General features: G+C 72.5%; 17 protein-coding genes. 4 read left to right on the plus strand and 13 right to left on the minus strand.

What is annotated here, in order from left to right:
* Positions 1-28 precede the first annotated feature (28 nt).
* The 6 genes from ACGFYQ_RS15595 to ACGFYQ_RS15620 form a co-directional block, all read right to left on the minus strand.
* Positions 29-544, minus strand: a complete 516-nt coding sequence (locus ACGFYQ_RS15595; protein WP_393743984.1) for a hypothetical protein — start codon at positions 542-544, stop codon at positions 29-31.
* Positions 529-1,689, minus strand: coding sequence for a ParA family protein (locus tag ACGFYQ_RS15600; RefSeq protein ID WP_393743986.1), 1,161 nt, complete (start codon positions 1,687-1,689; stop codon positions 529-531). The genes ACGFYQ_RS15595 and ACGFYQ_RS15600 overlap by 16 nt, the downstream gene beginning before the upstream one ends.
* Before the next feature lie 326 nt (positions 1,690-2,015).
* Complete coding sequence (gene ald / locus ACGFYQ_RS15605; protein WP_393743988.1) at positions 2,016-3,131, minus strand: alanine dehydrogenase; 1,116 nt, start codon at positions 3,129-3,131, stop codon at positions 2,016-2,018.
* Between the two features lie 153 nt (positions 3,132-3,284).
* Complete coding sequence (locus ACGFYQ_RS15610; protein WP_393743990.1) at positions 3,285-5,255, minus strand: tetratricopeptide repeat protein; 1,971 nt, start codon at positions 5,253-5,255, stop codon at positions 3,285-3,287.
* Positions 5,256-5,584: 329 nt separating this feature from the next.
* Positions 5,585-6,217 carry an NUDIX domain-containing protein gene (locus tag ACGFYQ_RS15615; protein WP_393744067.1) on the minus strand — a complete coding sequence of 211 codons (633 nt, stop codon included), beginning with the start codon at positions 6,215-6,217 and terminating at the stop codon, positions 5,585-5,587.
* 82 nt (positions 6,218-6,299) lie between these two features.
* Positions 6,300-7,952: a CTP synthase gene (locus ACGFYQ_RS15620; protein ID WP_393743992.1), complete on the minus strand. Its 1,653-nt coding sequence runs from the start codon at positions 7,950-7,952 to the stop codon at positions 6,300-6,302.
* A gap of 474 nt (positions 7,953-8,426) precedes the next feature.
* Between ACGFYQ_RS15620 and ACGFYQ_RS15625 the strand changes: the two genes are divergently transcribed.
* Complete coding sequence (locus ACGFYQ_RS15625) at positions 8,427-10,232, plus strand: glycoside hydrolase family 15 protein (RefSeq protein WP_393743994.1); 1,806 nt, start codon at positions 8,427-8,429, stop codon at positions 10,230-10,232.
* 102 nt (positions 10,233-10,334) lie between these two features.
* Complete coding sequence (locus ACGFYQ_RS15630; RefSeq protein WP_393743996.1) at positions 10,335-11,717, plus strand: FAD-binding oxidoreductase; 1,383 nt, start codon at positions 10,335-10,337, stop codon at positions 11,715-11,717.
* Between the two features lie 24 nt (positions 11,718-11,741).
* On the opposite strand, the gene ACGFYQ_RS15635 is transcribed toward ACGFYQ_RS15630, so the two are convergent.
* Positions 11,742-13,367 carry a flavin monoamine oxidase family protein gene (locus tag ACGFYQ_RS15635; RefSeq protein WP_393743998.1) on the minus strand — a complete coding sequence of 542 codons (1,626 nt, stop codon included), beginning with the start codon at positions 13,365-13,367 and terminating at the stop codon, positions 11,742-11,744.
* Between the two features lie 11 nt (positions 13,368-13,378).
* The gene (locus ACGFYQ_RS15640; protein WP_393744000.1) at positions 13,379-14,917 is read right to left on the minus strand and encodes an APC family permease; all 1,539 of its coding nucleotides are present in this window, start codon (positions 14,915-14,917) and stop codon (positions 13,379-13,381) included.
* Positions 14,918-15,098: 181 nt separating this feature from the next.
* Here ACGFYQ_RS15640 and ACGFYQ_RS15645 point away from each other — a divergent pair, with 181 nt between their 5' ends.
* Positions 15,099-16,718, plus strand: coding sequence for a PucR family transcriptional regulator (locus tag ACGFYQ_RS15645; RefSeq protein WP_393744002.1), 1,620 nt, complete (start codon positions 15,099-15,101; stop codon positions 16,716-16,718).
* Between the two features lie 507 nt (positions 16,719-17,225).
* Here the strand turns inward: ACGFYQ_RS15645 and ACGFYQ_RS15650 are convergent.
* The 5 genes from ACGFYQ_RS15650 to ACGFYQ_RS15670 all read right to left on the minus strand — a co-directional run bounded on the left by ACGFYQ_RS15650 (position 17,226) and on the right by ACGFYQ_RS15670 (position 22,364).
* Positions 17,226-18,338 carry a glycosyltransferase family 4 protein gene (locus ACGFYQ_RS15650; protein ID WP_393744004.1) on the minus strand — a complete coding sequence of 371 codons (1,113 nt, stop codon included), beginning with the start codon at positions 18,336-18,338 and terminating at the stop codon, positions 17,226-17,228.
* A 145-nt stretch (positions 18,339-18,483) separates the two neighbouring features.
* Positions 18,484-20,214, minus strand: a complete 1,731-nt coding sequence (gene recN / locus ACGFYQ_RS15655; RefSeq protein WP_393744069.1) for a DNA repair protein RecN — start codon at positions 20,212-20,214, stop codon at positions 18,484-18,486.
* 107 nt (positions 20,215-20,321) lie between these two features.
* The gene (locus tag ACGFYQ_RS15660; protein ID WP_393744006.1) at positions 20,322-21,215 is read right to left on the minus strand and encodes an NAD kinase; all 894 of its coding nucleotides are present in this window, start codon (positions 21,213-21,215) and stop codon (positions 20,322-20,324) included.
* Between the two features lie 74 nt (positions 21,216-21,289).
* Complete coding sequence (locus tag ACGFYQ_RS15665; protein WP_393744008.1) at positions 21,290-22,105, minus strand: TlyA family RNA methyltransferase; 816 nt, start codon at positions 22,103-22,105, stop codon at positions 21,290-21,292.
* 7 nt (positions 22,106-22,112) lie between these two features.
* Entirely contained in the window at positions 22,113-22,364 is a 252-nt protein-coding gene (locus tag ACGFYQ_RS15670) for a hypothetical protein (protein ID WP_393744010.1), read from the minus strand.
* Between the two features lie 64 nt (positions 22,365-22,428).
* On the opposite strand from ACGFYQ_RS15670, the gene ACGFYQ_RS15675 reads away from it, so the two are divergent.
* A complete protein-coding gene (locus ACGFYQ_RS15675; RefSeq protein WP_393744071.1) occupies positions 22,429-22,776 on the plus strand; it encodes an SCP2 sterol-binding domain-containing protein in 348 nt (115 codons plus the stop codon).
* The last annotated feature ends 21 nt before the right edge of the window (positions 22,777-22,797 follow it).

Consider the following 22,797-nt stretch of genomic DNA (forward strand, 5'->3'; position numbering starts at 1 on the left):
CTGTCCGGCCGAGCGGGCCGCAGGCCGGTCAGCGGCCGCGGAGGCGGCGGACCAGGATGCTCGCGTCCCCGCGGGACTCCAGGTCGGCGAGGACGACCGCCACCGCCTCGCGGACGATGCGGCCGCGGTCGACCGCCAGGCCGTGCTCCCCGCGAAGCACCAGCCGCGCGTGCTCCAGGTCCATGAGCTCCTCGGCGGAGACGTAGACCGTGATCTTCTCGTCGTGCCGCTCGCGCCCGCTGGGGCGCCGGTTGGCGCCCCGGCCCTGCCCCTTGCCCCGCCGGTCCGGCTGGGCGGCTCCGTTGACAGCGCCGCCGGAGCTGACAGAACCTTCCTGCGGCCGCCGGGGTGCGCCCACCACGGGCTCCGGGCCGGCCTCGGCCTCCCGGCTGCGGCCCTCTCCCGCCGTGCCCTCGGCCGGGCCGGCCGAGTGCTCGGCGGGCGCCTCCTCGGCGCCCCGCCTCGGCGAGGAGGACTGCAGGGCCATCCCACCGGTCGTACGGAACAGTTCGTCGGCTCCGGGCAGACTCACTCGGCGTGACACCGGGCGAGCACCTCCCTGGCCAGCTGGCGATAGGCGGCGGCGCCGACGGAGTTGGAGGCGTACGTCGTGATCGGCTCACCGGCGACCGTGGTCTCCGGGAAGCGCACCGTGCGGCCGATGACCGTGTGGTAGACGTGGTCGTCGAAGGCCTCGACGACGCGCGCCAGCACCTCACGGCTGTGCACCGTACGGGAGTCGTACATCGTGGCGAGGATGCCGTCGAGCTCCAGCTCGGGGTTGAGCCGCTCCTGCACCTTCTCGATGGTCTCGGTCAGCAGCGCCACGCCGCGCAGCGCGAAGAACTCGCACTCCAGCGGGACGATGACCTTGTGAGCCGCCGTCAGGGCGTTCACGGTCAGCAGACCGAGCGAGGGCTGACAGTCGATCACGATGTAGTCGTAGTCGGCCATCAGGGGCTTCAGGGCCCGCTGCAGGGTGGACTCGCGCGCGACCTCGCTGACCAACTGCACTTCGGCAGCGGACAGGTCGATGTTGCTCGGCAGCAGGTCCATGTTGGGGACCGCGGTCTTGAGCAGCACCTCGTCGGCCGACATGCCCCGCTCCATGAGCAGGTTGTAGACCGTCAGGTCGAGTTCCATCGGGTTCACGCCGAGACCCACGGACAGCGCGCCCTGCGGGTCGAAGTCGACGAGCAGCACGCGGCGCCCGTACTCGGCGAGAGCGGCACCCAGGTTGATGGTCGAGGTGGTCTTGCCCACGCCGCCCTTCTGGTTGCACATCGCGATGATCTTCGCGGGACCGTGGTCGGTCAGCGGACCCGGGATGGGGAAGTACGGGAGCGGGCGTCCGGTCGGGCCGATCCGCTCACGACGCTGACGGGCAGCGTCGGGGGCGAGGGTGGCCGCGTACTCGGGGTCCGGTTCGTACTCCGCGTCGGGGTCGTAGAAGTGCCCTTCGGGCACATTGTCGTAGTCGGCGAAACCAGTGGGCTTTTCGCCGCTCAGGTCGCCGGCCCTGGAGTTCACGTCTAGGCCGTCCATGCTCTTTCGGGGCGTCGTCATGTGCTGGTGGTTTGCGAAGGTGCGGACTGCGACGGAGCCGACAGCCTCGAGCCCGGCGGGGCTCTGGCCCCGCTCCGGCGTCCCTGCTCGACCACCCCCAGGAGCAAATGTCGACTCATTCACAAGTCGTCTTACCTCCTCGGACGTGACCAGGACACTTATCGATAGGTCAGCGTGGCACCATGCCGACGGTTGGCGACTCTATGGCGTGTCACCACTCAGCGGCAACACAATCCGCCGGACCCGGCACGATGTGTCGGCAACCGAACACCGCTCTGTCAAGGGCGCACGACCCGTCGCCGCGAAGTTTCGCGGGTGTGCGAAAGGGTTAAAGGGTTACGTTCGAGGCGAGTTGAGCGGCTCCGCCACGACCCCCGCGAACGCGTCCGGCCGGACCTTGCGGGCAAGGTCCGGCCGGATACGTGAGATTGACGTCAGTCGTTGACGTTTCAGCCGAGCAGCGTGCTCAGCTCAAGGGTCTGCAGGCCGTGGGCCTCGGCGACCGGACCGTAAACGACCTGGCCGTCATGGGTGTTGAGGCCCAGCGCGAGCGCGGGGTCACGACGCAGCGCCTCGACCCAGCCGAGGTTCGCGAGCTGCACGATGTAGGGCAGCGTGGCGTTCGTCAGCGCGTAGGTGGAGGTGTTCGGCACCGCGCCCGGCATGTTGGCGACGCAGTAGAAGACCGAGTTGTGGACCTTGAAGGTCGGCTCGGCGTGGGTGGTCGGACGGGAGTCCTCGAAGCAGCCGCCCTGGTCGATCGCAATGTCGACAAGGACACTTCCGGGCTTCATCTTGGCGACGAGCTCGTTGGTGACCAGCTTCGGGGCCTTCGCACCCGGGATCAGCACCGCGCCGATGACGAGGTCGGCCTCGATGACGGCCTTCTCCAGCTCGTAGGCGTTGGAGACGATCGTCTTGATCTTCGTGCCGAAGATCTTGTCGGCCTCGCGGAGCTTGTTGATGTCGCGGTCCAGCAGGGTCACGTGGAAGCCCATGCCGATGGCGATCTGCGCGGCGTTCCAGCCGGAGACGCCGCCGCCGATGACCACGCACTCACCGGCGTGGGTGCCGGGAACGCCGCCCGGGAGCACGCCGCGGCCGCCGGCCGAGCGCATCAGGTGGTAGGCGCCGACCTGCGGGGCCAGGCGGCCCGCGACCTCGGACATCGGGGCGAGCAGCGGCAGCGCGCGGTTGGCGAGCTCGACCGTCTCGTACGCGATGGCGGTGGTGCCGGACTCCAGCAGGGCGTCCGTGCACTCGCGGGAGGCCGCCAGGTGCAGGTAGGTGAAGAGGGTCTGGTCCTTGCGGAGGCGGTGGTACTCCTCCGCGATGGGCTCCTTGACCTTCAGCAGCAGGTCGGCGGTCGCCCAGACCTCGTCGGCGGTGCCGAGGATCTCGGCTCCGGCGGCGACGTACTCGGCGTCCGTGATCGAGGAGCCGACACCGGCGTTCTGCTCGATGAAGACCTGGTGGCCGTTGCGGACCAGCTCATGCACGCCGGCGGGCGTGATGGCGACCCGGAACTCGTTGTTCTTGACCTCGCGGGGGATGCCGACCTTCATCGTCGATCACGGTCCTTGACTCAGGGGGATTTAACGGGGCACTTCCATACATACCCGCCCACAAGAACGCGCAACGGGATGCACCACGAGATGACGTGGTGAAGCCAGTTTAATGAAGGATGAACTCGTGTCTAGCCTTGCAAACAAATAATCTTAGTCGGAATCACTACGGATTTCGCAGGCTGCGGGGTCGTCTCCCAGCAGTCTGTCGGCTGCGGAGCGGTGCAGCCGGGCGGCCGCGGGGTCCCCCAGCCTGTCGAGCGTGTCGGCCAGCCGGACCTGCAGCGCGGCCTGCAGCCGCTGGTCCCCGGCACGGCGCGCCAGCTCCACCGCCTCCCGGCAGGTGTGCAGTGATTCCTCGGGGCGGCCGGCGTACTCCTGGACCCGTGCCATCTCGCTCAACGCCTTTGCCTGACCCGGCACATCGGCCAGTCGCCGGTAGCCCGCGGCGGCGGCCCGCCAACTGCGCAGCGCGTCCCCGTACCGGCCCGCGTACGTGTGCACGTTTCCGAGCCGCCCGTACAGCCGGGCCTCGTCCGGGCGCTCCCCCCGCGCGAGGGCCTGGGCCAGCGCCCGGCCGAACCAGTCGGCGGCCCGGTGCCAGTCCGCCAGCTCCTGGTACGCGCCGCCTACGGATTCCATCGCGCGGCCTGTCGCGTACGGGTCATTCGCGGCCCGTCCGGCCCGCAGCGCGGCCCGGTAGCGGTCGAGGGCCTCCTGGGTCCGGCCGGTCTCGGCGTCCAGGTCGGCCAGGTTCAGCAGTGCGGCGGCCTGCTCCCGGTGCAGGCCGCGGCGCTCGGCCACGTCCAGGACCAGCCGGTGCAGTCCGTACAGCTCGGGGGCGGCCTCGGCGGTGCCGCGGTGCTCCGCGAGGGCCCGTACGAGGGCGGCGATCAGCCGGCGGGCCAGGGTGTCCAGCTCACCGTCGGCCACGGCCAGGGAGGCCGCCGCCGAGAGCGCGGGCAGCCGGGTGTCCAGCCAGGTGGCGGCGGCCCGCCGGTCGGGGAAGCGCAGGGCGCGCGGCAGCCCCTCCAGCTTCTCCCGTACGTCCACACCATCGTCCTCGCCCTCGGCCATGGCCCGGCAGGAGTGCAGCAGCCGTACGGTGCGCTCCAGCATCCGGGCCCGCGCGAGCTGGACCTCGGCGGGGCGTTCCTTGGTCTCCAGCAGGGCCTGGAGCTGGGGCGTGAGGCAGCCGGGCAGCAGGAACAGGCCGTCGGGGGCGTGGCGCAGCAGGCCCAGCCCGGCGAAGTCGTCGAGCGTGGACTGGGCCGCGGCCACGGAGCAGCCGGCGAGGGCGGAGGCGGTGTGCGAGTCGACGATGCCGGCGGGGGCCAGCGGCAGCAGCCGCAGGGTCCGCTGGGCGGGCTGCGGCAGCGACTCGTAGACGAGGCGGAAGCCCCGGACGAGCGGGCCGCCCGTGCCGACGGGCATGTCGTGGAGCTGCTTGGCCACGTCGGCGACGGAGGCCTTGGGGTGGGCGGCGAGCCAGCCGCCGACCAGGGCCAGCGCGGCGGGCTGGCCGCCGCACTCCTCGGCGAGGGCCTCGGCGGCGCGCGGGTCGGCGGTGACGCGGGTGTCGCCGATGCGCTGGGCAAGCATCTCCACGGCGGAGGGGGTGTCCAGTCCGCCGAGGGTGCACGGGCGGACGTCCGGGATCCCGGTGAGGGGCCCCTCCGCGGTGACCACGACGAGGCACTCGGGGGTGTCCGGCAGCAGGGCGTCGACCTGGTGCGGGTCGGCGGCGTCGTCGACGAGGATGACCACCCGGCGTCCGTCGAGCGCGGCGCGCAGGGCTGAGCTGAGCTCGTCCTCGCCGGCCCCGGGCGGGGTGGGCTCCCCCAGCCCCTCCAGCAGGCTCCTGACGGCCCGCTCGGTGGCCACGGTCTCCCCGCCGGGCGCGGTGAGGCTGGTCCGGAGCACCCCGTCGGGGTACTGATCGGCGACCTCGCTCACGAACGCCTCGGCGAGGGCGGTCCGCCCGGACCCCGGCCGCCCGGCGACCAGCAGCACGCGGGCGCGGGGTGCCTTGGCCTTGCGGCCCGAGAGGGTGTCGAGCCCGGTCCGTGCGATGTCCTCGCGCAGCTCCTTGAGCTCACGCCGCCGCCCGACGAAATCCGTCACGGATCCGCTCCTCTCCCTGCCTTCGGATTGCGAGCGTAGTTCACGCAGAGCGACGACCAGGGTGGAGCGCGGCGGACAAATCCCCCAATCGGATCAGCCGATGGTCCTCTTTTTCACGCGCCGCGCGCGACCAGGCCCTGCCGGGCGGGCCCGGAGCCGGCCGTGACAGGGGTCTGGCCGCTGCCTGCGGGCCTGCCGCTGCGCGGAGCCGTCCCCTACCCGCCCTTCCACCGTTCCCCGGGACTCCGCCCCAGACCCCGTCACCCCGACGGCGCTCCGCGCCCGCGCCTCAAACGCCGGCGGGGCTGGGTTGGCGGGGCGGACGGCGGCTACGCCTCGTACGGGCGGGCCGGCCACGGGGCCAGGGCGGGGCGCAGCGACTCCACCCCGCCGGAGGCAAGGGCGGCGGAAAGGGCCAGCACCCCGGACACCAGGCCTGGGTTGGCGAGCCGCCCCGCCAGGACCCCGGCGACCAGGTCCGCCAGGGGGACCCGCGCGAGCTCCATGTCCGCCTCCTCCTCGGAGACCTCGTACCGCGCGCCCTCGGCCTCCGAGAGGTCCCGCGCGAGGAAGACCCGGATCGCCTCGTCGGACCCCCCGGGCGAGGCGAAGAAGTCGACGAGGACCCGCCAGTCCTCCGCCTTGACGTGCGCCTCCTCGTACAGCTCCCGCTCGGCGGCGTGCAGCGGGTTCTCGCCCGGCACGTCCAGCAGCCCCGCCGGCAGCTCCCACAACCGGTGCCGCACCGGGTGACGGAACTGCTTGATCACCAGCACCCGCTGCTCCTCGTCGAGGGCGAGCACGCACACCGACCCCGGGTGCGCCTGGTAGTCGCGGCGCACCACCGACCGGTCCGGCATCCGCACCTGGTCGGATTTGACCGCGGTCTTCGCGCCCTGGAACGGGGTCCGCGAGGCGATGACCTCCCACGACTCCGGTGTGTCCACGATGTCGTTGCCCATGGCCATGGCCAGTACCTTCCCGAGAACGCGACAGCCGGGGCACGATCCGTGCCCCGGCTGTCTACGTTATGCGGTCAGGCGCTCACTTCGCGGACTGCTGCCGCTCCACGGCCGCCTTGACCAGGCCCGCGAACAGCGGGTGCGGGCGCGTCGGGCGCGAGCGCAGCTCCGGGTGGGCCTGGGTGGCCACCAGGTAGGGGTGCACCTCGCGCGGGTACTCGACGTACTCGACCAGCTTGTTGTCCGGGGAGGTGCCGGAGAAGACGATGCCCGCCTTCTTCTCCAGCTCGCCGCGGTAGGCGTTGTTGACCTCGTAGCGGTGCCGGTGGCGCTCGTCCACGTACGCCTGGTCTCCGTAGACCTCGCGCACGATGGAGCCCTCGGCGAGCTTCGCCGGGTACATGCCCAGGCGCATGGTGCCGCCCAGGTCGCCCGCGCCCTCGACGAAGGCCAGCTGCTCCTCCATGGTCGAGATGACCGGGTGGGGGGTGGAGGCGTCGAACTCGGTGGAGTTCGCGTCCTCGATGCCCGCCAGGTTGCGCGCGGCCTCGATGACCACGCACTGCAGGCCCAGGCAGAGACCGAGCAGCGGGATCTTGTTCTCGCGGGCGTAGGTGATCGCGCCGACCTTGCCGTTGACGCCGCGGTCGCCGAAGCCGCCGGGCACGCAGATCGCGTCCACGTCGGCCAGCTGCGCCTCGGCGCCGGCCGGGGTCCGGCAGTCGTCGGAGGTGACCCACTTGATCTGGACCCGGGCCTTGTTGGCGAACCCGCCGGCGCGCAGCGCCTCGGTCACCGACAGGTAGGCGTCGGGCAGGTCGATGTACTTGCCGACGAGCGCGACCTTGACCTCGTGGTCGGGGTTGTGGACCCGGTCGAGCAGGTCCTCCCACACCGTCCAGTCCACGTCGCGGAACGGCAGGTCGAGCTTGCGCACGACATAGGCGTCCAGGCCCTCGGTGTGCAGCACCTTGGGGATGTCGTAGATCGACTTGGCGTCGATCGCCGCGACCACGGCCGCCTCGTCGACGTCGCACATCAGCGAGATCTTGCGCTTGATCGAGGTCGGGACCTCGCGGTCGGCGCGCAGCACGATCGCGTCGGGCTGGATGCCGATGTTGCGCAGTGCCGCGACCGAGTGCTGGGTCGGCTTGGTCTTCAGCTCGCCGGAGGGGCCGATGTAGGGCAGCAGCGAGATGTGCACGACGAAGACGTTGTCGCGGCCGACCTCGTGGCGGACCTGGCGGACGGTCTCCAGGAACGGCAGGGACTCGATGTCGCCGACCGTGCCGCCGACCTCGGTGATGACGACGTCGACGTCCTCGGTCGCCATCCGCCGGATGCGGTGCTTGATCTCGTTGGTGATGTGCGGGATGACCTGCACGGTGTCACCGAGGTACTCGCCGCGCCGCTCCTTGGCGATGACCTGCGAGTAGACCTGGCCGGTGGTGACGTTGGCCGAGCCGTCGAGGTCGACGTCGAGGAAGCGCTCGTAGTGGCCGATGTCCAGGTCGGTCTCGGCGCCGTCGTTGGTGACGAACACCTCGCCGTGCTGGAACGGGTTCATCGTGCCGGGGTCGACGTTCAGGTACGGGTCGAGCTTCTGCATCGTGACCCGCAGGCCGCGCGCCTTCAGCAGCGCACCCAGGCTGGAGGCCGTCAGGCCCTTGCCGAGGGACGAAGCGACACCCCCGGTGACGAAGATGTGCTTGGTCGTCATGGATTTGGGCGGCATCGCCAAGAGGGGGCTCCCGTGGTCGCGAGGTGAGGTGCGTCCGGCGCCGGCCACCGTCGATCCGGAAGGGTCTCAGGGGGCGCCGAAGCTGCGGTTTCGGGGCTCCTGATTCGCACAGGCAGACCACCGGTCCACGGGGTACCAGCCTATCAGCGCCCGGGCCCGTCCGCCTCCGGCCACGCTGCGCGCGGGTTCCGTCCGAGGGCGCCGCGGGGGGCGCCGGGCGGCATCCCCGCTGCTCACCCGTTTGGGGGAGCCGCATTCTTCCGGGGCTTAAGGGGATCACTAGGGTGCCGTCATATCCTGCTCGGATATTGCACACATCGCCGCCGAGCAGCCGTCGAACGGCTCCCACCGGGCCAACATACGGAATCATGGGCTCAACGCGGAGATCCCTACACACAGGAGACCGCGCAACCAGCGCAATGCAAGCGCCCTTCGGGGTGGACGTGACCGTTCGACTGGAGATGCAACGTGTCCGGGCGCATCGAGGATTACGCACTGATCGGGGACATGCAGACCGCCGCGTTGGTCTGCCGGGACGGGGCCGTGGACTGGTTGTGTCTGCCCCGTTTCGACTCCCATGCCGTGTTCGCGAGCATTCTCGGCACCGAGGATCACGGGTTCTGGCGGATCGGCCCGGCGTTCGCGGCCGGCTCCGAGGCCCCGCGCGCCGCCCGCCGCCGCTACCGCGGCGACTCGCTGGTGCTGGAATCGGAGTGGGACACCCCGCGCGGGACGGTCCGCGTGATCGACTTCATGCCGCCCCGCGAGGACCACGCGCCGCAGCTCATCCGCATCGTCGAGGGCGTCAGCGGGCGCGTGAAGATGCGCTCCGCGCTGCGCATGCGGTTCAGCTACGGGCGGGTCGTGCCCTGGGTGCACAAGGTCGACGGGCGCACGGTCGCCGTCGCCGGCCCCGACTCCGTGTGGCTGGACACCGATGCGCAGACGTACGGCAAGGACCTGACCACGTACTCCGACTTCACCGTCGGGCCGGGCGACCGGATGGCCTTCAGCATCAGCTGGCAGCGCTCGCACCGGGGCGCGCCCGAGGCCCCCGACGCCGAGGCGGCCCTGGACTCGACCACCGAGTTCTGGCGCGAGTGGGTCGAACAGTGCACGTACCACGGGCCCTACCGGGAGGCCGTGGTCCGCTCCCTGATCACTCTCAAGGCCCTCACGTACGGCCCCACGGGCGGGATCGTCGCCGCGCCGACCACCTCCCTGCCGGAGGAGATCGGCGGCGTCCGCAACTGGGACTACCGCTACACGTGGCTGCGCGACGCCGCCATCACCCTGTCCTCGCTGCTGCGCACCGGCTACCGCGAGGAGGCCCGCGCCTGGCGCGAGTGGCTGCTGCGCGCGGTGGCCGGCGACCCGGAGAACCTGCAGATCATGTACGGGATCGCGGGCGAGCGTGAGCTCGGCGAGACCGAGCTGGACTGGCTGCCCGGTTACGAGAACTCCCGCCCGGTCCGCGTCGGCAACGGCGCCGCCGGGCAGCTCCAGCTCGACGTGTACGGGGAGGTCACCGAGGCCCTGCACCTGGGCCACATGACCGGCCTGGCTCGCAGCGACTACGCCTCGCTGCTCCAGCTCAAGCTGATCCGCTACCTGGAGACCCACTGGGACCAGCCGGACGAGGGCATCTGGGAGGTGCGCGGCCCGCGGCGCCACTTCGTGCACTCGAAGGTGATGGCCTGGGTGGCCGTGGACCGCACGATCAAGCTGATCGAGAGCGGGGACGCGGACGGCCCGCTGGAACGGTGGCGCGAGCTGCGCGACGAGATCCACCAGGACGTGTGCGAGAAGGGCTACGACAAGGAGCGCAACACCTTCACCCAGTCGTACGGGTCGCAGGAGCTGGACGCCTCCCTGCTGCTGATCCCGCAGATGGGCTTCCTGCCGCCGGACGACAAGCGGGTCATCGGCACCATCGAGGCGATCCAGCGCGAGCTGTCCACGCCCGACGGTTTCATCCTGCGCTACCCGACGACGGGCGCGGAGGCGGGCGTGGACGGTCTGGAGGGCGACGAGGGTGCCTTCCTCGCCTGCTCGTTCTGGATGGCCGACGACCTGGCGATGATCGGGCGGGTGGACGAGGCGCGGCGGCTGTTCGAGAGGCTGCTGTCGCTCCGCAACGACCTCGGGCTGCTGGCCGAGGAGTGGGACCCGCGGCTCCAGCGCCAGGTCGGGAACTTCCCGCAGGCCTTCAGCCACGTTCCGCTGATCGACACCGCGCTGCGGCTCACCGCGAGCGGGGCGTACGGGGGATAGCGCCGGATCCGGGGCACGGGCACGGATGCCCTCCGCCGTGCCCCGGTGATCTCCTCCGCCTACGCTGGAAGGGTTCTATGCCCTTCTCGGAAGGGGGAGGCCATGTCGCCCCTCTCGAAGGCGGGCACGGCGCTCGCCGCGCTCCGCGATGATCTGGCCGGTGACGTCTTCGCCCCGGACGATCCGGGGTACGACGAGGCCCGGACGGTCTTCAACGCGATGATCGACCGCAGGCCCGCCGTCATCGCCCGGTGCGAGAACGCGGAGGACGTGGTCACCGCCGTACGGTTCGCCAGGGACCTGGACCTGAAGGTCTCGGTGCGCGGCGGCGGGCACAGCGTCGCCGGGATGTCCCTCAACGACGGCGGCCTGGTCGTGGACCTGCGGCGGATGCACGAGGTGACGGTCCATCCGGCGGCCAGGGCGGCCCGCATCGGGGGCGGGGCCACGATGAGCCACCTGGACCGGGCCTGCGAGCCGTACGCGCTGGCGACCACCGGCGGCCGGGCCTCCACGACGGGTGTCGGCGGCTTCGTCCTCGGCGGCGGTTCCGGCTGGCTTGACCGGAAGTTCGGCCTGGCCGTGGACAATCTGCTGGGCGTGGACCTGGTGACCGCGGACGGCGAGCTGCTCCAGGTGACCGCGGAGGACCACCCCGACCTGTTCTGGGGGCTGCACGGCGGCGGCGGGAACTTCGGCGTCGCCACCTCTTTGACCCTGCGGCTGCACGAACTGCCCGCCATGTCGATCGCGTTCGTGCTGTACCTGCCGGAGCGCGGGCCCGAGGCGCTCCGTACGTACCGGGACGTCATCGAGGCGGGACCGCCCGAGGCGAGCGGCGCCGCCATCTACCTGACCGGCCCGCCCGAGGAGTTCGTCCCGCCACATCTGGTCGGGCTGCTGCTGGCCGGCGTACTGCTGACGTACGCGGGTCCCGAGGAGGAGATGCGGAAGCTCGCCGCACCGCTGCTGACGATCCCGCACGAGGCCGAGATCGTCACGGCCATCCCGTACGCCGACCTCCAGTGCATGATCGACGACCCGCCCGGGATGCGGAACTACTGGTCGGCGGAGTACCTCACCGGTGTGCCGGACGAGTTCGTGGACGTGTTCTGCGCCCGCGCCGACTCGATGCCGGTGCCCACCGGCACCCAGCACGCGGTCTGGCCGCAGGGCGGCGCGATCGCCTCGGCCCCCGGCGACTACCCGGTGCCGTACCGCGACGCGGCCTGGGCGGTGCACCCCTTCGGCATGTGGGAGGACCCGGCCGACGACGAGCGGGTGCGGCAGTGGGTCAAGGACGTCCGCGCCGACGTCCAGCCGTGGAGCACCGGCGCGGTCTACCTCAACTTCACCGGGGACGAGGGCCACGACCGGGTGGTCGCGGGCCTCGGCGCCGAGAACATGCGGCGGCTGGGCGAGCTGAAGCGGCGGTACGACCCGGACAACGTCTTCCGCTTCAACCACAACATCAGGCCGACCTGACCGGGGTCACCCCGGTCACACGGGTCAGACCAGGGCGGCGATCACCTCGCGCGCCGCGCGCTCCCCCTCGGTGGCGCCGCCCTCCATGAAGCCCTGGAAGTCGTAGCTGCAGTGCTCGCCGCCGATGTGGATGTTGCCCTGCGCGGTGCCCTCGTACTTGGCGTAGCGGTGCAGATAACCGGTGGGCCAGTACGAGTAGGCGCCCAGGGAGTACGGGTTGCGGTGCCACGCGGAGAGCTGGGCCCGCCCGTTCCAGACCGCCTTGGTGCCCGGGAAGAAGGAGTCGACGCCGGTCAGCACGCGGCTCGCGAGGTCGCGCACGTACGGATCGGTCTCGGTGGCGAAGGGGGTCGCGGGGGTGAGCGCCCCGGCCAGGGTGCCGCCGCCGTACTGGAGCAGGATCCCGCCGTTGCCGGGCTGCACCTTGGTGGTGTCCCAGGTCTGCTGGACGGCGGAGTCCGTGAAGCAGTCGCCCGCGGAGACGCCCGGCCAGGGTCCCGTGCCGCGCCAGGGGCGGGCGGTGAACTGCATGTTGAGCTTGGTGCAGTAGCCCATCCTGGCGTCCCTGAGCAGGTTGCGCATGAGCGGGTCGAAGCCGGCCCCGGAGGTGTCGATGCGCTGGAGGATCGGCAGCGGCAGACACAGGACGGTGTGGTCGGCGACGACGGTCCGGGTCGCGCCGGAGTCGTTGAAGGTGAGGGTCTGGGTGCCGTCGGCGTTGGCGCGTACGGCGACCAGTTCGCGGCCCGTCACCAGGGTGCCGGCCGGCAGCGCGGCGGCGATGGCGTTCGGCAGCCGGTCGTTGCCGCCGGTGATGTGGTAGCGCTCGTTGGACAGGCCCCAGACGTTGAAGTTGCCGGGATTGGGCTGATAGCCCATCAGGAGGACCAGGGCGAGGGCGGACTGCTGGGCGGTGTCGGCTCCGTACTCGACGTTGTAGGCCACGTCGATGAAGCGGCCGAGCTGCGAGCCGTGGCCGCCGGGGACGCGGGTCTCGATCCACTCGTACAGGGTCATGTTGTCGAGGGCCGTGCCGGCGGGGGTGGTGGTGTTCCAGGAGACCTCGCCGGCCTCCTGGAGGTCGCGGCGCAGTGCCTGGTAGACGGCCTTGAAGTCCTCGTCGGCCTGGGTGCGGGAGTAGTACTCCCCGTCGAACCAGAGGACCTCCTCCGCCCCGTTGGGGCCGCCGCCGAGAAAGTCCTCGGTGGGCAGGCCGAAGCGGCGGCAAAGCTCCAGGATCTTCTTGTGGCTGGTGTCGATCAGCTCGCCGCCGATCTCGGAGGTCTGGCCGTACGCCCAGTGGTCGCGCTGGGTCCACATCCGCCCGCCGACGCGGCCGGGGTTGGCCTCGTACAGGGTGCAGGGGACCCCGGCGTCCTTGAGGGTGAGGGCGGCGGTCAGGCCGGAGATGCCCGCGCCGACCACGGCGACGCGGGCGGGGCCGACGGGCTTCTTGGCGGGCGCGGACTCGGCGGCGTACGCGGTCGCGGAGGAGGCGAGGGCGGTACCGAGGCCGAGGGCGGCGGCCCGGCCGAGGAGTTCGCGGCGGGTGGAGCCGCGGACCTCCTCGGCGGGCAGGTCGAGGCGCCGGGCGGCGGCGTGCTCGGCGGCGAGCCGCCGCAGGGCGTGCATCACGGGCGTACGGGCCATGGCGGGGCTCCTCAGACGTTCGCGGCGGCGGTGGACGGGGACGGGGCGACGGGGCGTTCGGCGGCGTCCTCCAGGACGATCCGGCCGATGATCTCGTAGCGGGCGGGGGCCTTCGCCTTGAGCCAGAGGCCGAGACCGAGGCCGCCGAGGAAGACGGCGCCGACGATCCACGGGATGAGCTTGAAGAACAGCGAGCCGGCCGCGGCGCCGGCGGCGGTCTCCATGTTGAGCACCAGCAGCACCACGACGGCGGTCATGCCGATCCCGCCGAGCAGCGGCGCGGTCATGGTCCTGAACCAGTGCCGGTCCTCCGGGTGGTTCTTGCGGAAGTACCCGATGACGGCGAAGGAGCACAGCGTCTGGACGATCAGGATCGCCATGGTGCCGAGGATCGCGAGCAGCGTGTACAGGTGCAGGTACGGGTCCTGCCCGGTGAGCCAGAAGCCGGCGACGAGGGCGGTGGCGATGGCCGTCTGCACGAGGGAGGCGATGTAGGGCGAGCCGTGCCCCGGGTGGGTGCGGCCGAGCTTCGGGGAGAGGAAGCCCTCGCGGCCGATGGCGTAGAGGTAGCGGGCGGCGCACTGGTGGAAGGCCATGCCGCAGGCGAACGAGCCGGTGAGCAGCAGCCATTGGAAGGCGTCGACCGCCCAGGCGCCGATGAAGGTCTGGGTGGGGGCGAAGAACAGGTCGAGGGGGCTCGCGGAGGCGGACAGTTCCACGGACTCGGCCAGGCCGTTGCCCGCGATGGTCATCCAGGAGACGTAGATGTAGAAGAGGCCGACGCCGACCACGGAGATGAGGGTGGCCTTGGGGATGACCCGCTTGGGGTCGCGCGACTCCTCCCCGTACATGGCGGTGGACTCGAAGCCGACCCAGGACCAGAAGGCGAAGAAGAGCCCGAGTCCGGCGGAGGTGCCGGTGAAGGCGTTCTTCGGGTTGACGGGCTCGAGCGGGATCCCGTCCGGACCGCCGCCGGCGACCAGGACGGCGGTGGCGACGGCGAACAGCACGGCGATCTCGGCGACCAGCATGACGCCGAGGGCCTTGGCGGTGAGGTTGATGTCGAAGTGGGCGAGGGCGGCGGTGACGGCGAGCATCCCGGCCGCGTACAGCACCCACGGCAGGTCGACACCGAGCTGGTCGTCGACGGTGGTCTTGGCGAAGTACGAGAAGACGCCGACGATCGAGGCCTCGAAGACGATGTAGGCGAGGACGGCGAGCATCCCCGACGCCATCCCGGCGATGCGGCCGAGGCCGTGCGAGATGTACCCGTAGAAGGCGCCGGCGGCGGTGATCCGCTTGGCCATCGCCACGTAGCCCACCGCGAAGACGGTGAGCACGACCGTCGCGAAGAGATAGCCGGCCGGGGCTCCGACGCCGTTTCCGAACCCGACCGCGATGGGGAGGTTTCCGGTCATGGCCGTGATCGGCGCGGCGGTGGCGACGGCCATGAACACGACTCCCACCAGCCCCACCGAGTTGGCCTTCAGCCGCTGGACCTGCGGGGCCGCGGGTGTCTGCGGCGACCCGCCCGTGATGTCTCTGCTCATCGCGTCCTCTTCCGTGTGGAGGGCGCCCACTCTCTCCCCGCGTGACGCACACCACAATCGGCACGTGGTCCGATAATCTCCTTGCCGGGGCGACGAGTTGTCGGGCCGGATGGGCGCACATGGCCGTCCGTAACCGGGAGGTGATGTGCGCGGAACAGGCCTGCCGGTAGCGTCCCGCGATATGGACAACCAGGGCGGAATCACGGTTCAGCAGGCACTGGAGCTGCCGGGGCTGCGCAGCGGGCTGCCGGAGGTGGTGGCCTGCGCCGACCGCCTGGGCCGGACCGTCCGCTGGGTGCACGCGGGCGAGGTCCCGAACATCGCCTCGCTGCTCAAGGGCGGCGAGTTGCTGCTGACCACGGGTCTCGGCCTCGGCACCCGGCCCGCCGAGCAGCGTGCCTTCGTACGCCGCCTCGCGGACCGGGGGATCGCCGCGCTGGTGGTCGAGCTGGGCCCGCGCTTCACCCGGCTGCCGGCGACGATCGTGGAGACCGCGCGCACCGCGGGCCTGCCGCTGGTCCAGCTCCACCGGGAGGTCCCCTTCGTCACCGTCACGGAGGAGGTCCACACCGAGATCGTCAACCACCACTACGCGCTGCTCCAGCGGGCGGAGGAGGTCCACCGGCGATGTACGGAGGCCCTGTTGGGCGGCGGCGGCATCCCGCAGGTGCTGCGGATCCTCGCCGACTTCACGGGCAACCCGGTCTTCCTGGAGACCCCCGACGGGCAGTTGCTGTACGCGGCCGGCAGCTCGGGCGGGGACGCGGGCGCCGACCCGCTCCAGGTGTGGGAGGGCCTGCGGGGCCAGCGCGAGGCCGAGCCGTCGGCGAACACCGTGGTGGTCGACGTACCGGGCGGGGGGCACGGCACGGGCTCGGTCCGGGCCCGGGTCGTGCTGGTCGGGGTCTCGGCACCGCTGCTCCCGGTGCACCGGATGGCGGCCGAACGTACCGCGGGCGTGCTGGCCGTCGTCCTGATGCAGGCGCGGCAGGAGGAGGAACTGGCGGCGCGCGGCCGCGGTGACTTCCTGACGGACCTCGCCGAGGGCCGCATCTCGGCGGAGGACGCCCCGGCGCAGGCCCGCGTCCTGGGCTTCAAGCCGGGCGGCGGTCCACTGCTGCCGGTGGTCATGCGGCTCTCCTCGGACCTCGGGCCGTCCGGCAACTGGGCCGTCCTGGCCCGGGCGGTCCTGGAGGAACTGTCGTCCGTCGGGGTCCCTGTCCTGCTGGGCGTCCGCCCGGTGGAGGGCCGCGTCCCCCTCCTCGTGTCGCTGCGCGCCGAGTCGGAGCGCACGGCGGTGGCGGACCGGGTCGCGGCCGCGCTGCGGGCGGGCGTGGAGCGGGCCGGGCTGGACCGCGCCTCCGCCCCGCCGGCCGTGGTCGTCGGGGTGGCGGGTGGCTGGGCGGCCGCCTCCGCGGGCCTGCGGCACGCGGCGGAGACGGCCACGGCGGCCCACGGCCTGCCGGCCCTGCCCTGGTACGACGCCCGCCGCCTCGACATCGACCTGCTGCTGTGGCGGCTGCGCGAACACCCCGACCTGGCCGCGTTCGTGGACCGCGCGATCGGCGCGCTCCGCACCCACGACACGACCTCGCGGCCGCCGCTCCTCCCCACCCTGGAGACGTACCTGGCCCACGCGGGCCGCAAGGCGGAGACGGCCCGCGAACTCCACCTGAACCGGCAGACCCTGTACAACCGCCTGGCCCGCATCTCGGAACTCCTGGGCACGGACCTGGACGACCCGGAAACGGTCCTCTCCCTGAGCCTGGCCCTCCGCGCCCGCCGCCACGTTCCTTCCTGACGCGCCGCTCGCACCGCTGCGCCCTGGCGGACCTCCCGGCTTCGCACCGCTGCGCCGGACTCCGTCCGTCGGCCCTGGGCGCGGTTTCCGCCACCGCCGCCGGTCGCCGTGTGGGGGGCGGGTGCGGGTAGGTGGCCCTGCGGGGCGTGTCCCCCACCCGCCCTTCCACCGTTCCCTGGGACTCCGCCCCAGACCCCTTACCCCTACGGCGCTCCGCGCCCGCGCCTCAAACGCCGGCGGGGCTGGAATTGCGCTCCGCGCACGTCAGTGCCACCACCAGGCACATCCAGCCCCGCCAGACACAACCCAGCCCCGCCGGCGTTCGAGGCGCGGGGTCCGGGGCGGAGCCCCGGGTTCTTTCAGCCCCGCCGGCGTTTGAGGCGCGGGGTCCGGGGCGGAGCCCCGATCTTTGAGCCGCACCGGCCCACCGAGCCGCACCACATCCAGCCCCGCCGGCGCTACAGGCGCGGAGGCTGGGCCCCGGCAGTGGCGGCGGCACCGGCACGGCTACCGGCGGCGTTCCATCAGCTCGTCGTAGACGGACAGGACCTGCGCGACCGTGTCGTCCTCGGACGGCCACGTCGCGGCCTGGGCCCGCCCCGCGGCGGCCAGCGCGGCCCGCCGGTCGGGATCCGCCAGCAGGCCGGCCACGGCGGAGCCAAGGGCCCTCGCGTCCCCGTCGGGGACGAGCGCCGCACCCTCCCCCACCAGCTCCGGAACGCCCCCCACCGCCGTCGCCACCAGCGGAACTCCCACCCGCAGCGCCTCCTGCGCCAGCAGGGCCCGCTCCTCCCACCGGCTCGGCAGCACGGCCACGTCCGCCGCCGCCAGCAGCTGCGCCGCGTCCCGGCGCCGCCCCAGCAGCCGTACCGGGAGACCCTCGGCCTCGATCCGCCGGGACAGTTCGGCCCGCAGCGGTCCCTCCCCCGCGATCACCAGCAGCGGCAGCGGCTCCAGCGTCCGCCACTCCCGCGCCGCGTCGAGCAGTACGGAGTACCCGCGGTGCGGCACCAGGCTCCCGACCGCGATCAGCAACGGCCGTTCCACCGCCCCGAGTTCCGCCCGCACCTTGCCGGCATCGGCATCCGTCCCGGCCGCCGGTACGGCCACCGGCGCCAGCCTCGCGTCCCGCGCGCCCCGCAGCCGCGCCAGGTCCACCTGGTCCGAGGAGGCCCCGAGCACCACCGCCGCGGCCCGCGCCACCTGCCGTTCCAGGATCCGGCTCAGCCGCCCGAGCGCACCGGCGGCCGCCGGGCCGTCGCCGTGCCAGCTCACCACCAGCGGCACCCGGTGCCCCCGCAGGGCCAGCGCGGCCCGCATCCCGGCCCGTACCCCGTGCGCGTGCACGACGTCGGCCCCGGCGCAGGCGGCCCGCAGCGCGCTCACCGCGTCGGGCGCGAACTGCGCGCCCGCGCCGGTGAAGTCGTACTCCCCCTCCGCCTCGACGGACGCGCACACCGTGACCCGTACCCCGCGCGCGGCGAGCCCGGTCGTGAGCGACCGCACGTGCGCACTGCTGCCCGCCGCCGCGCCGCCGCCGCCGAGCACTTGGACGGTACGCAGGGGCGGCCGCCCGTAGGGCTGTGCCGGGACGGACGCGGAGACCGGGGAGCTGCTCACGGGCCGAAGCTCCAGGGTGAGGGAGAGTCAGAGACGTCGCCCAGGATGCCAGTCCGCACGCGCGTTCCGGGCCCATACGGGTGCGGATCCCGTGAGAGATACCGCAGGACGCCCCCAAGCCTCACCCACACGGGCTACCGCGGCCTCACCTTGACGCGTCCGCGCGCGCCGCGGCGAGGAGTTCCTCGGCGTGCGCCCGCGCCGACGCCGAGTCCTCGTGACCCGCCAGCATGCGCGACAGCTCGCGGATCCGGTCCTCGCCCTCCAGGACGGTGACCCCACTGCGCGTGACGGAGCCGTCGTTGGTCTTCTCGACGAGCAGCTGCCGGTCCGCGAAGGCGGCCACCTGCGGCAGGTGGGTGACGACGACCACCTGCGCCGACTTGGCGAGCTTCGCGAGCCGCCGGCCCACCTCGACCGCCGCCTTGCCGCCGACGCCCGCGTCGACCTCGTCGAAGAGGTACGTGGGCACCGGGTCGGAGCCCGCGAAGACGACCTCCACGGCCAGCATCACCCGGGACAGCTCACCACCCGAGGCGCCCTTGGCGATCGGCCGCGGCTGGGCCCCGGGGTGCGGGGCGAGCAGCAGTTCGACCTCGTCCGCGCCCGAGGGGCCGTAGGCGACCGCGCGGCCGTCCACGTCCACCCCGTCGGGGTCCTCGGCCTGCCGGATGTCGATGGTCACCCGTGCGTGCGGCATCGCCAGCGAGGCCAGCTCCTCCGTCACGGCCGAGGCGAACCGGGTCGCCGCCTCCACCCGCGCGTCCGTCAGGGCCTGCGCCAGCGCCGACAGTTCGGAGCGCAGTCCGTCCCGCTCGGCGGTCAGCTCGGTGATCCGCTCGTCGTCGCCGTCCAGTTCCAGCAGCCGCGCCGAGCCCCGCTCGGCCCACTCCAGCACCGAGTCCACGGTGCCTTCGGTGCCGTACTTGCGCGTCAGCTGGGTCAGGGCCGCCCGCCGCTCCTCCACCGCGGCCAGCCGCAGCGGGTCGGCGTCGAGGTCGTCGGCGTAGCCCGCCAGCTCCCCGGCCACGTCACCCAGCAGGATGCCCAGCTCGCCGATGCGCTCGGCGAGCGCGCCGAGCGCCGGGTCGTGCGAGCGTACGGACTCCAGGGCCCGGTGGGCGCCCGCGACGAGGGTGTTGGCGTCGATGCCCTCCGGGTCCTCGGGATTGCCGGCGAGCGCGGCGTGTGCCACCTGCGCCGCCGAGGCCAGCGACTCGGCGTGCCCGAGCCGCTCCGCCTCCGCCGCCAGTTCGATGTCCTCGCCGGCCACCGGTTCCACGGCCGCGATCTCGTCCAGCCCGAAGCGCAGCAGGTCGGCCTCCTGAGCCCGTTCCCGGGCCCTGGTGGTGATCTCCTCCAGCTCGACGGCGACCGCGCGGAGCCTGCGGTAGGCCGACCCGTACTTCTCCAGCGGGACGGCGACGGCGTCCCCGGCGTACCGGTCGAGCGCCTGCCGCTGCCGGGCCGGCCGCAGCAGCCCCTGCTGGTCGGTCTGCCCGTGTACGGCGACCAGGTCGTCCGCGAGTTCGCCGAGCAGGCCGACGGGCACGGAGCGGCCGCCGACGTGGGCGCGCGAGCGTCCCTCGGCGGACACGGTCCGGCTGATCAGCAGGGCGCCGTCGTCGAGCTCGGCTCCCGCCTCCTCGGCGCGTACGGCGGCGGGGGCGTCGGGGCGCATGACGATGCGGCCCTCGACGACCGCGGCCTTGGCCCCGATCCGTACCAGGGCCGGGTCGGCGCGCCCGCCGAGCAGCAGCCCGAGGCTGGTGACGACCATCGTCTTGCCCGCGCCGGTCTCGCCGGTCACCGCGGTGAAACCGGGCGACAGCTCGACCACCGCGTCGTCGATGACCCCGAGCGACCGTATCCGCATCTCCTCAAGCACGGGACGACGATACCGAGGTTTCACGGGTGCCATGTGACGTCACCCGCCCGGACTTCTCCGAACGGACGTGCTATTTGCGCACAAGGGGACATCTCTCAGTGCGGCGCTCCACGCCATCCGGACACCGGCAGCGCGAACTTCGCGACGAGCCGGTCCGTGAAGGACGCGTGGTGCAGCCGGGCGAGCCGCACGGGCACCGCCCCGCGCCGGACCTCCACCCGGGCCCCGGACGGCAGCTCCAGCATGCGCCGGCCGTCGCACCACAGCACCCCGTGCGGGGTCCCGGTCTGCACCTCCACCGCCAGCACCGAGTCCGGCGAGGTCACCAGCGGCTTCGCGAACAGCGCGTGCGCGCTGATCGGCACCATCAGCAGCGCCTCCACCTCCGGCCAGACGACCGGCCCGCCCGCGGAGAAGGCGTACGCCGTCGAGCCCGTCGGGGTCGCGCAGACGATCCCGTCACAGCCGAAGCCGGACACCGGGCGCCCGTCGATCTCCAGGACCACCTCCAGCATCCGCTCCGGGGACACCTTCTGGACCGCGGCCTCGTTCAGCGCCCAGTCCTGGTGGACCACGTCGCCGTTCGTGCGCACGATCACATCGAGGGTCATCCGCTCCTCGACCTCGTACTCGCGCGTCACCACCCGGTCCACGACCTTGTCCAGGTCGTCGCGCTCGGCCTCGGCGAGGAACCCCACGCGTCCCAGGTTGACGCCCAGCATGGGCACCCCCGAGGCTCGCGCGAACTCCGCGCCCCGCAGCAGGGTCCCGTCGCCGCCCAGCACGATCAGCAGCTCACAGCCGTCGAGCACCCCCGGGCTGGACTCGGTGACCAGCTCCACCTCGGGTGGCAGCGGCAGGTCGGCCGCCTCGTGCGCGAAGACCCGCACGCCCAGCCCGCACCGCAGCAGGCCCTTCACGACCAGCTCCGCACTGCGGATGGCGGCGGGCCGCCCGGTGTGCGCGAGCAGAAAGACGGTACGTGCCACGGCCGGCCCCCCTGAGCCGGCCGAATCCGCTGAACCCTCTGAACCCTCTGAACCCGATGTAGCTGATGAATCTGTCACTGCGGCCCCTCCGCCACTGCACGGTCAACATCCGCCGGGTCGAGTGCCGGTGCCCCCGCCCGCAGCCACAGAAAGTACTCGACATTTCCCGACGGCCCCGGCAGCGGACTCGCGGTTACACCGAGAACGCCTAGACCCAGCCTCGCGGCCTGCGCCGCGACCTCGCGCACGGCCTCCGCCCGCAGCTCCGGACTGCGCACCACACCGCCGCTCCCCAGCCTGTCCTTGCCGACCTCGAACTGCGGCTTGACCATCAGCACCAGGTCCGCGTCCGGCGCCGTGCACCGCACCAGCGCGGGCAGCACGAGGCCGATCGAGATGAAGGACAGGTCGCCGACGACGAGGTCGGCCGGAATGCCGTCGATCTGCTCGACCGTCAGCTCGCGGACGTTCGTACGGTCCTTCACGGTGACCCGGTCGTCGCTCTGCAGCGACCAGGCGAGCTGCCCGTAGCCGACGTCGACGGCCACCACATGGGCCACGCCCGCGCGCAGCAGCACATCGGTGAACCCACCGGTCGAGGCCCCCGCGTCCAGCGCCCGACGGCCCTCGACGACCAGCCCCTGCGGCTGGAACGCGGCGAGCGCTCCGGCCAGCTTGTGGCCGCCCCGCGAGACGTAATCGGGATCACTGTCGTCCTTGAGGACCACCAGAGCCGCGCTGGTCTCGACCTGGGTGGCGGCCTTGGTCGCGGTGGTGCCGCCCACGGTCACCCGGCCCGCGGCGATCAGCTGCGCGGCGTGCTCGCGCGAGCGGGCCATGCTGCGGCGTACCAGTTCGGCGTCCAGGCGGCGGCGTGCCACTCCTGCCACGTTCGGTTCAGCTCCTGTTTTCGTACGGACCGGGGACGGGCGGTGCGTCCAGCGCCGTCAGCGCGTCACGCAGCCCCCTGTGGACATCCTCGTACACCTCGAGGTGTCCGTCCGCCGTGAGGTGGTCGGCGTCCGCCAGCCGCGCCAGGTGCGCGTCCACGCCGGCGTGACCGGTGGGCGTGCGGACGACGCCCAGTGCCGCGGGCCCGGCGGGCCCGGCGGCGGCTTCGCCCATGGCTTCGGCAGCTTCGTCGCTCATGCCCCGACGCTACCCCGAAGCGCCCTTCGGCCACGTACGGCTCTGCGGTACGGTCGTGATCACGATGGCTACGATCGAGGAGTGCCGCGAAGCACTCGACCAACTCTCCGGCAATCTGGCGCGGGCCGAAGGCGGCGTGCGCGGCGCGGCCGCGCTCGACCGCTCCCTGAGCTGCCACATCACCGACCTGGACCGGACCTTCACAGGCCGCCTGACCGACGGCCTCATCCGGGTGGACGCCCTCACCCCCGGCCCGCCGACGGAGAAGGCCGAGATCCGACTCGCGATGGCCGGCGACGACCTGATCGCCCTGGTGGCGGGCAACCTCAAGTTCGCCAAGGCCTGGGCCTCCGGCCGGGTAAAACTGGAAGCCGGCCTCCGCGACCTCCTCCGCCTGAAGAGCCTGCTCTAGCCCCTCGCTGGGCGCGCCCCA

It is taken from the genome of Streptomyces sp. NPDC048258 (assembly GCF_043201995.1).
Lineage (GTDB): Bacteria > Actinomycetota > Actinomycetes > Streptomycetales > Streptomycetaceae > Streptomyces.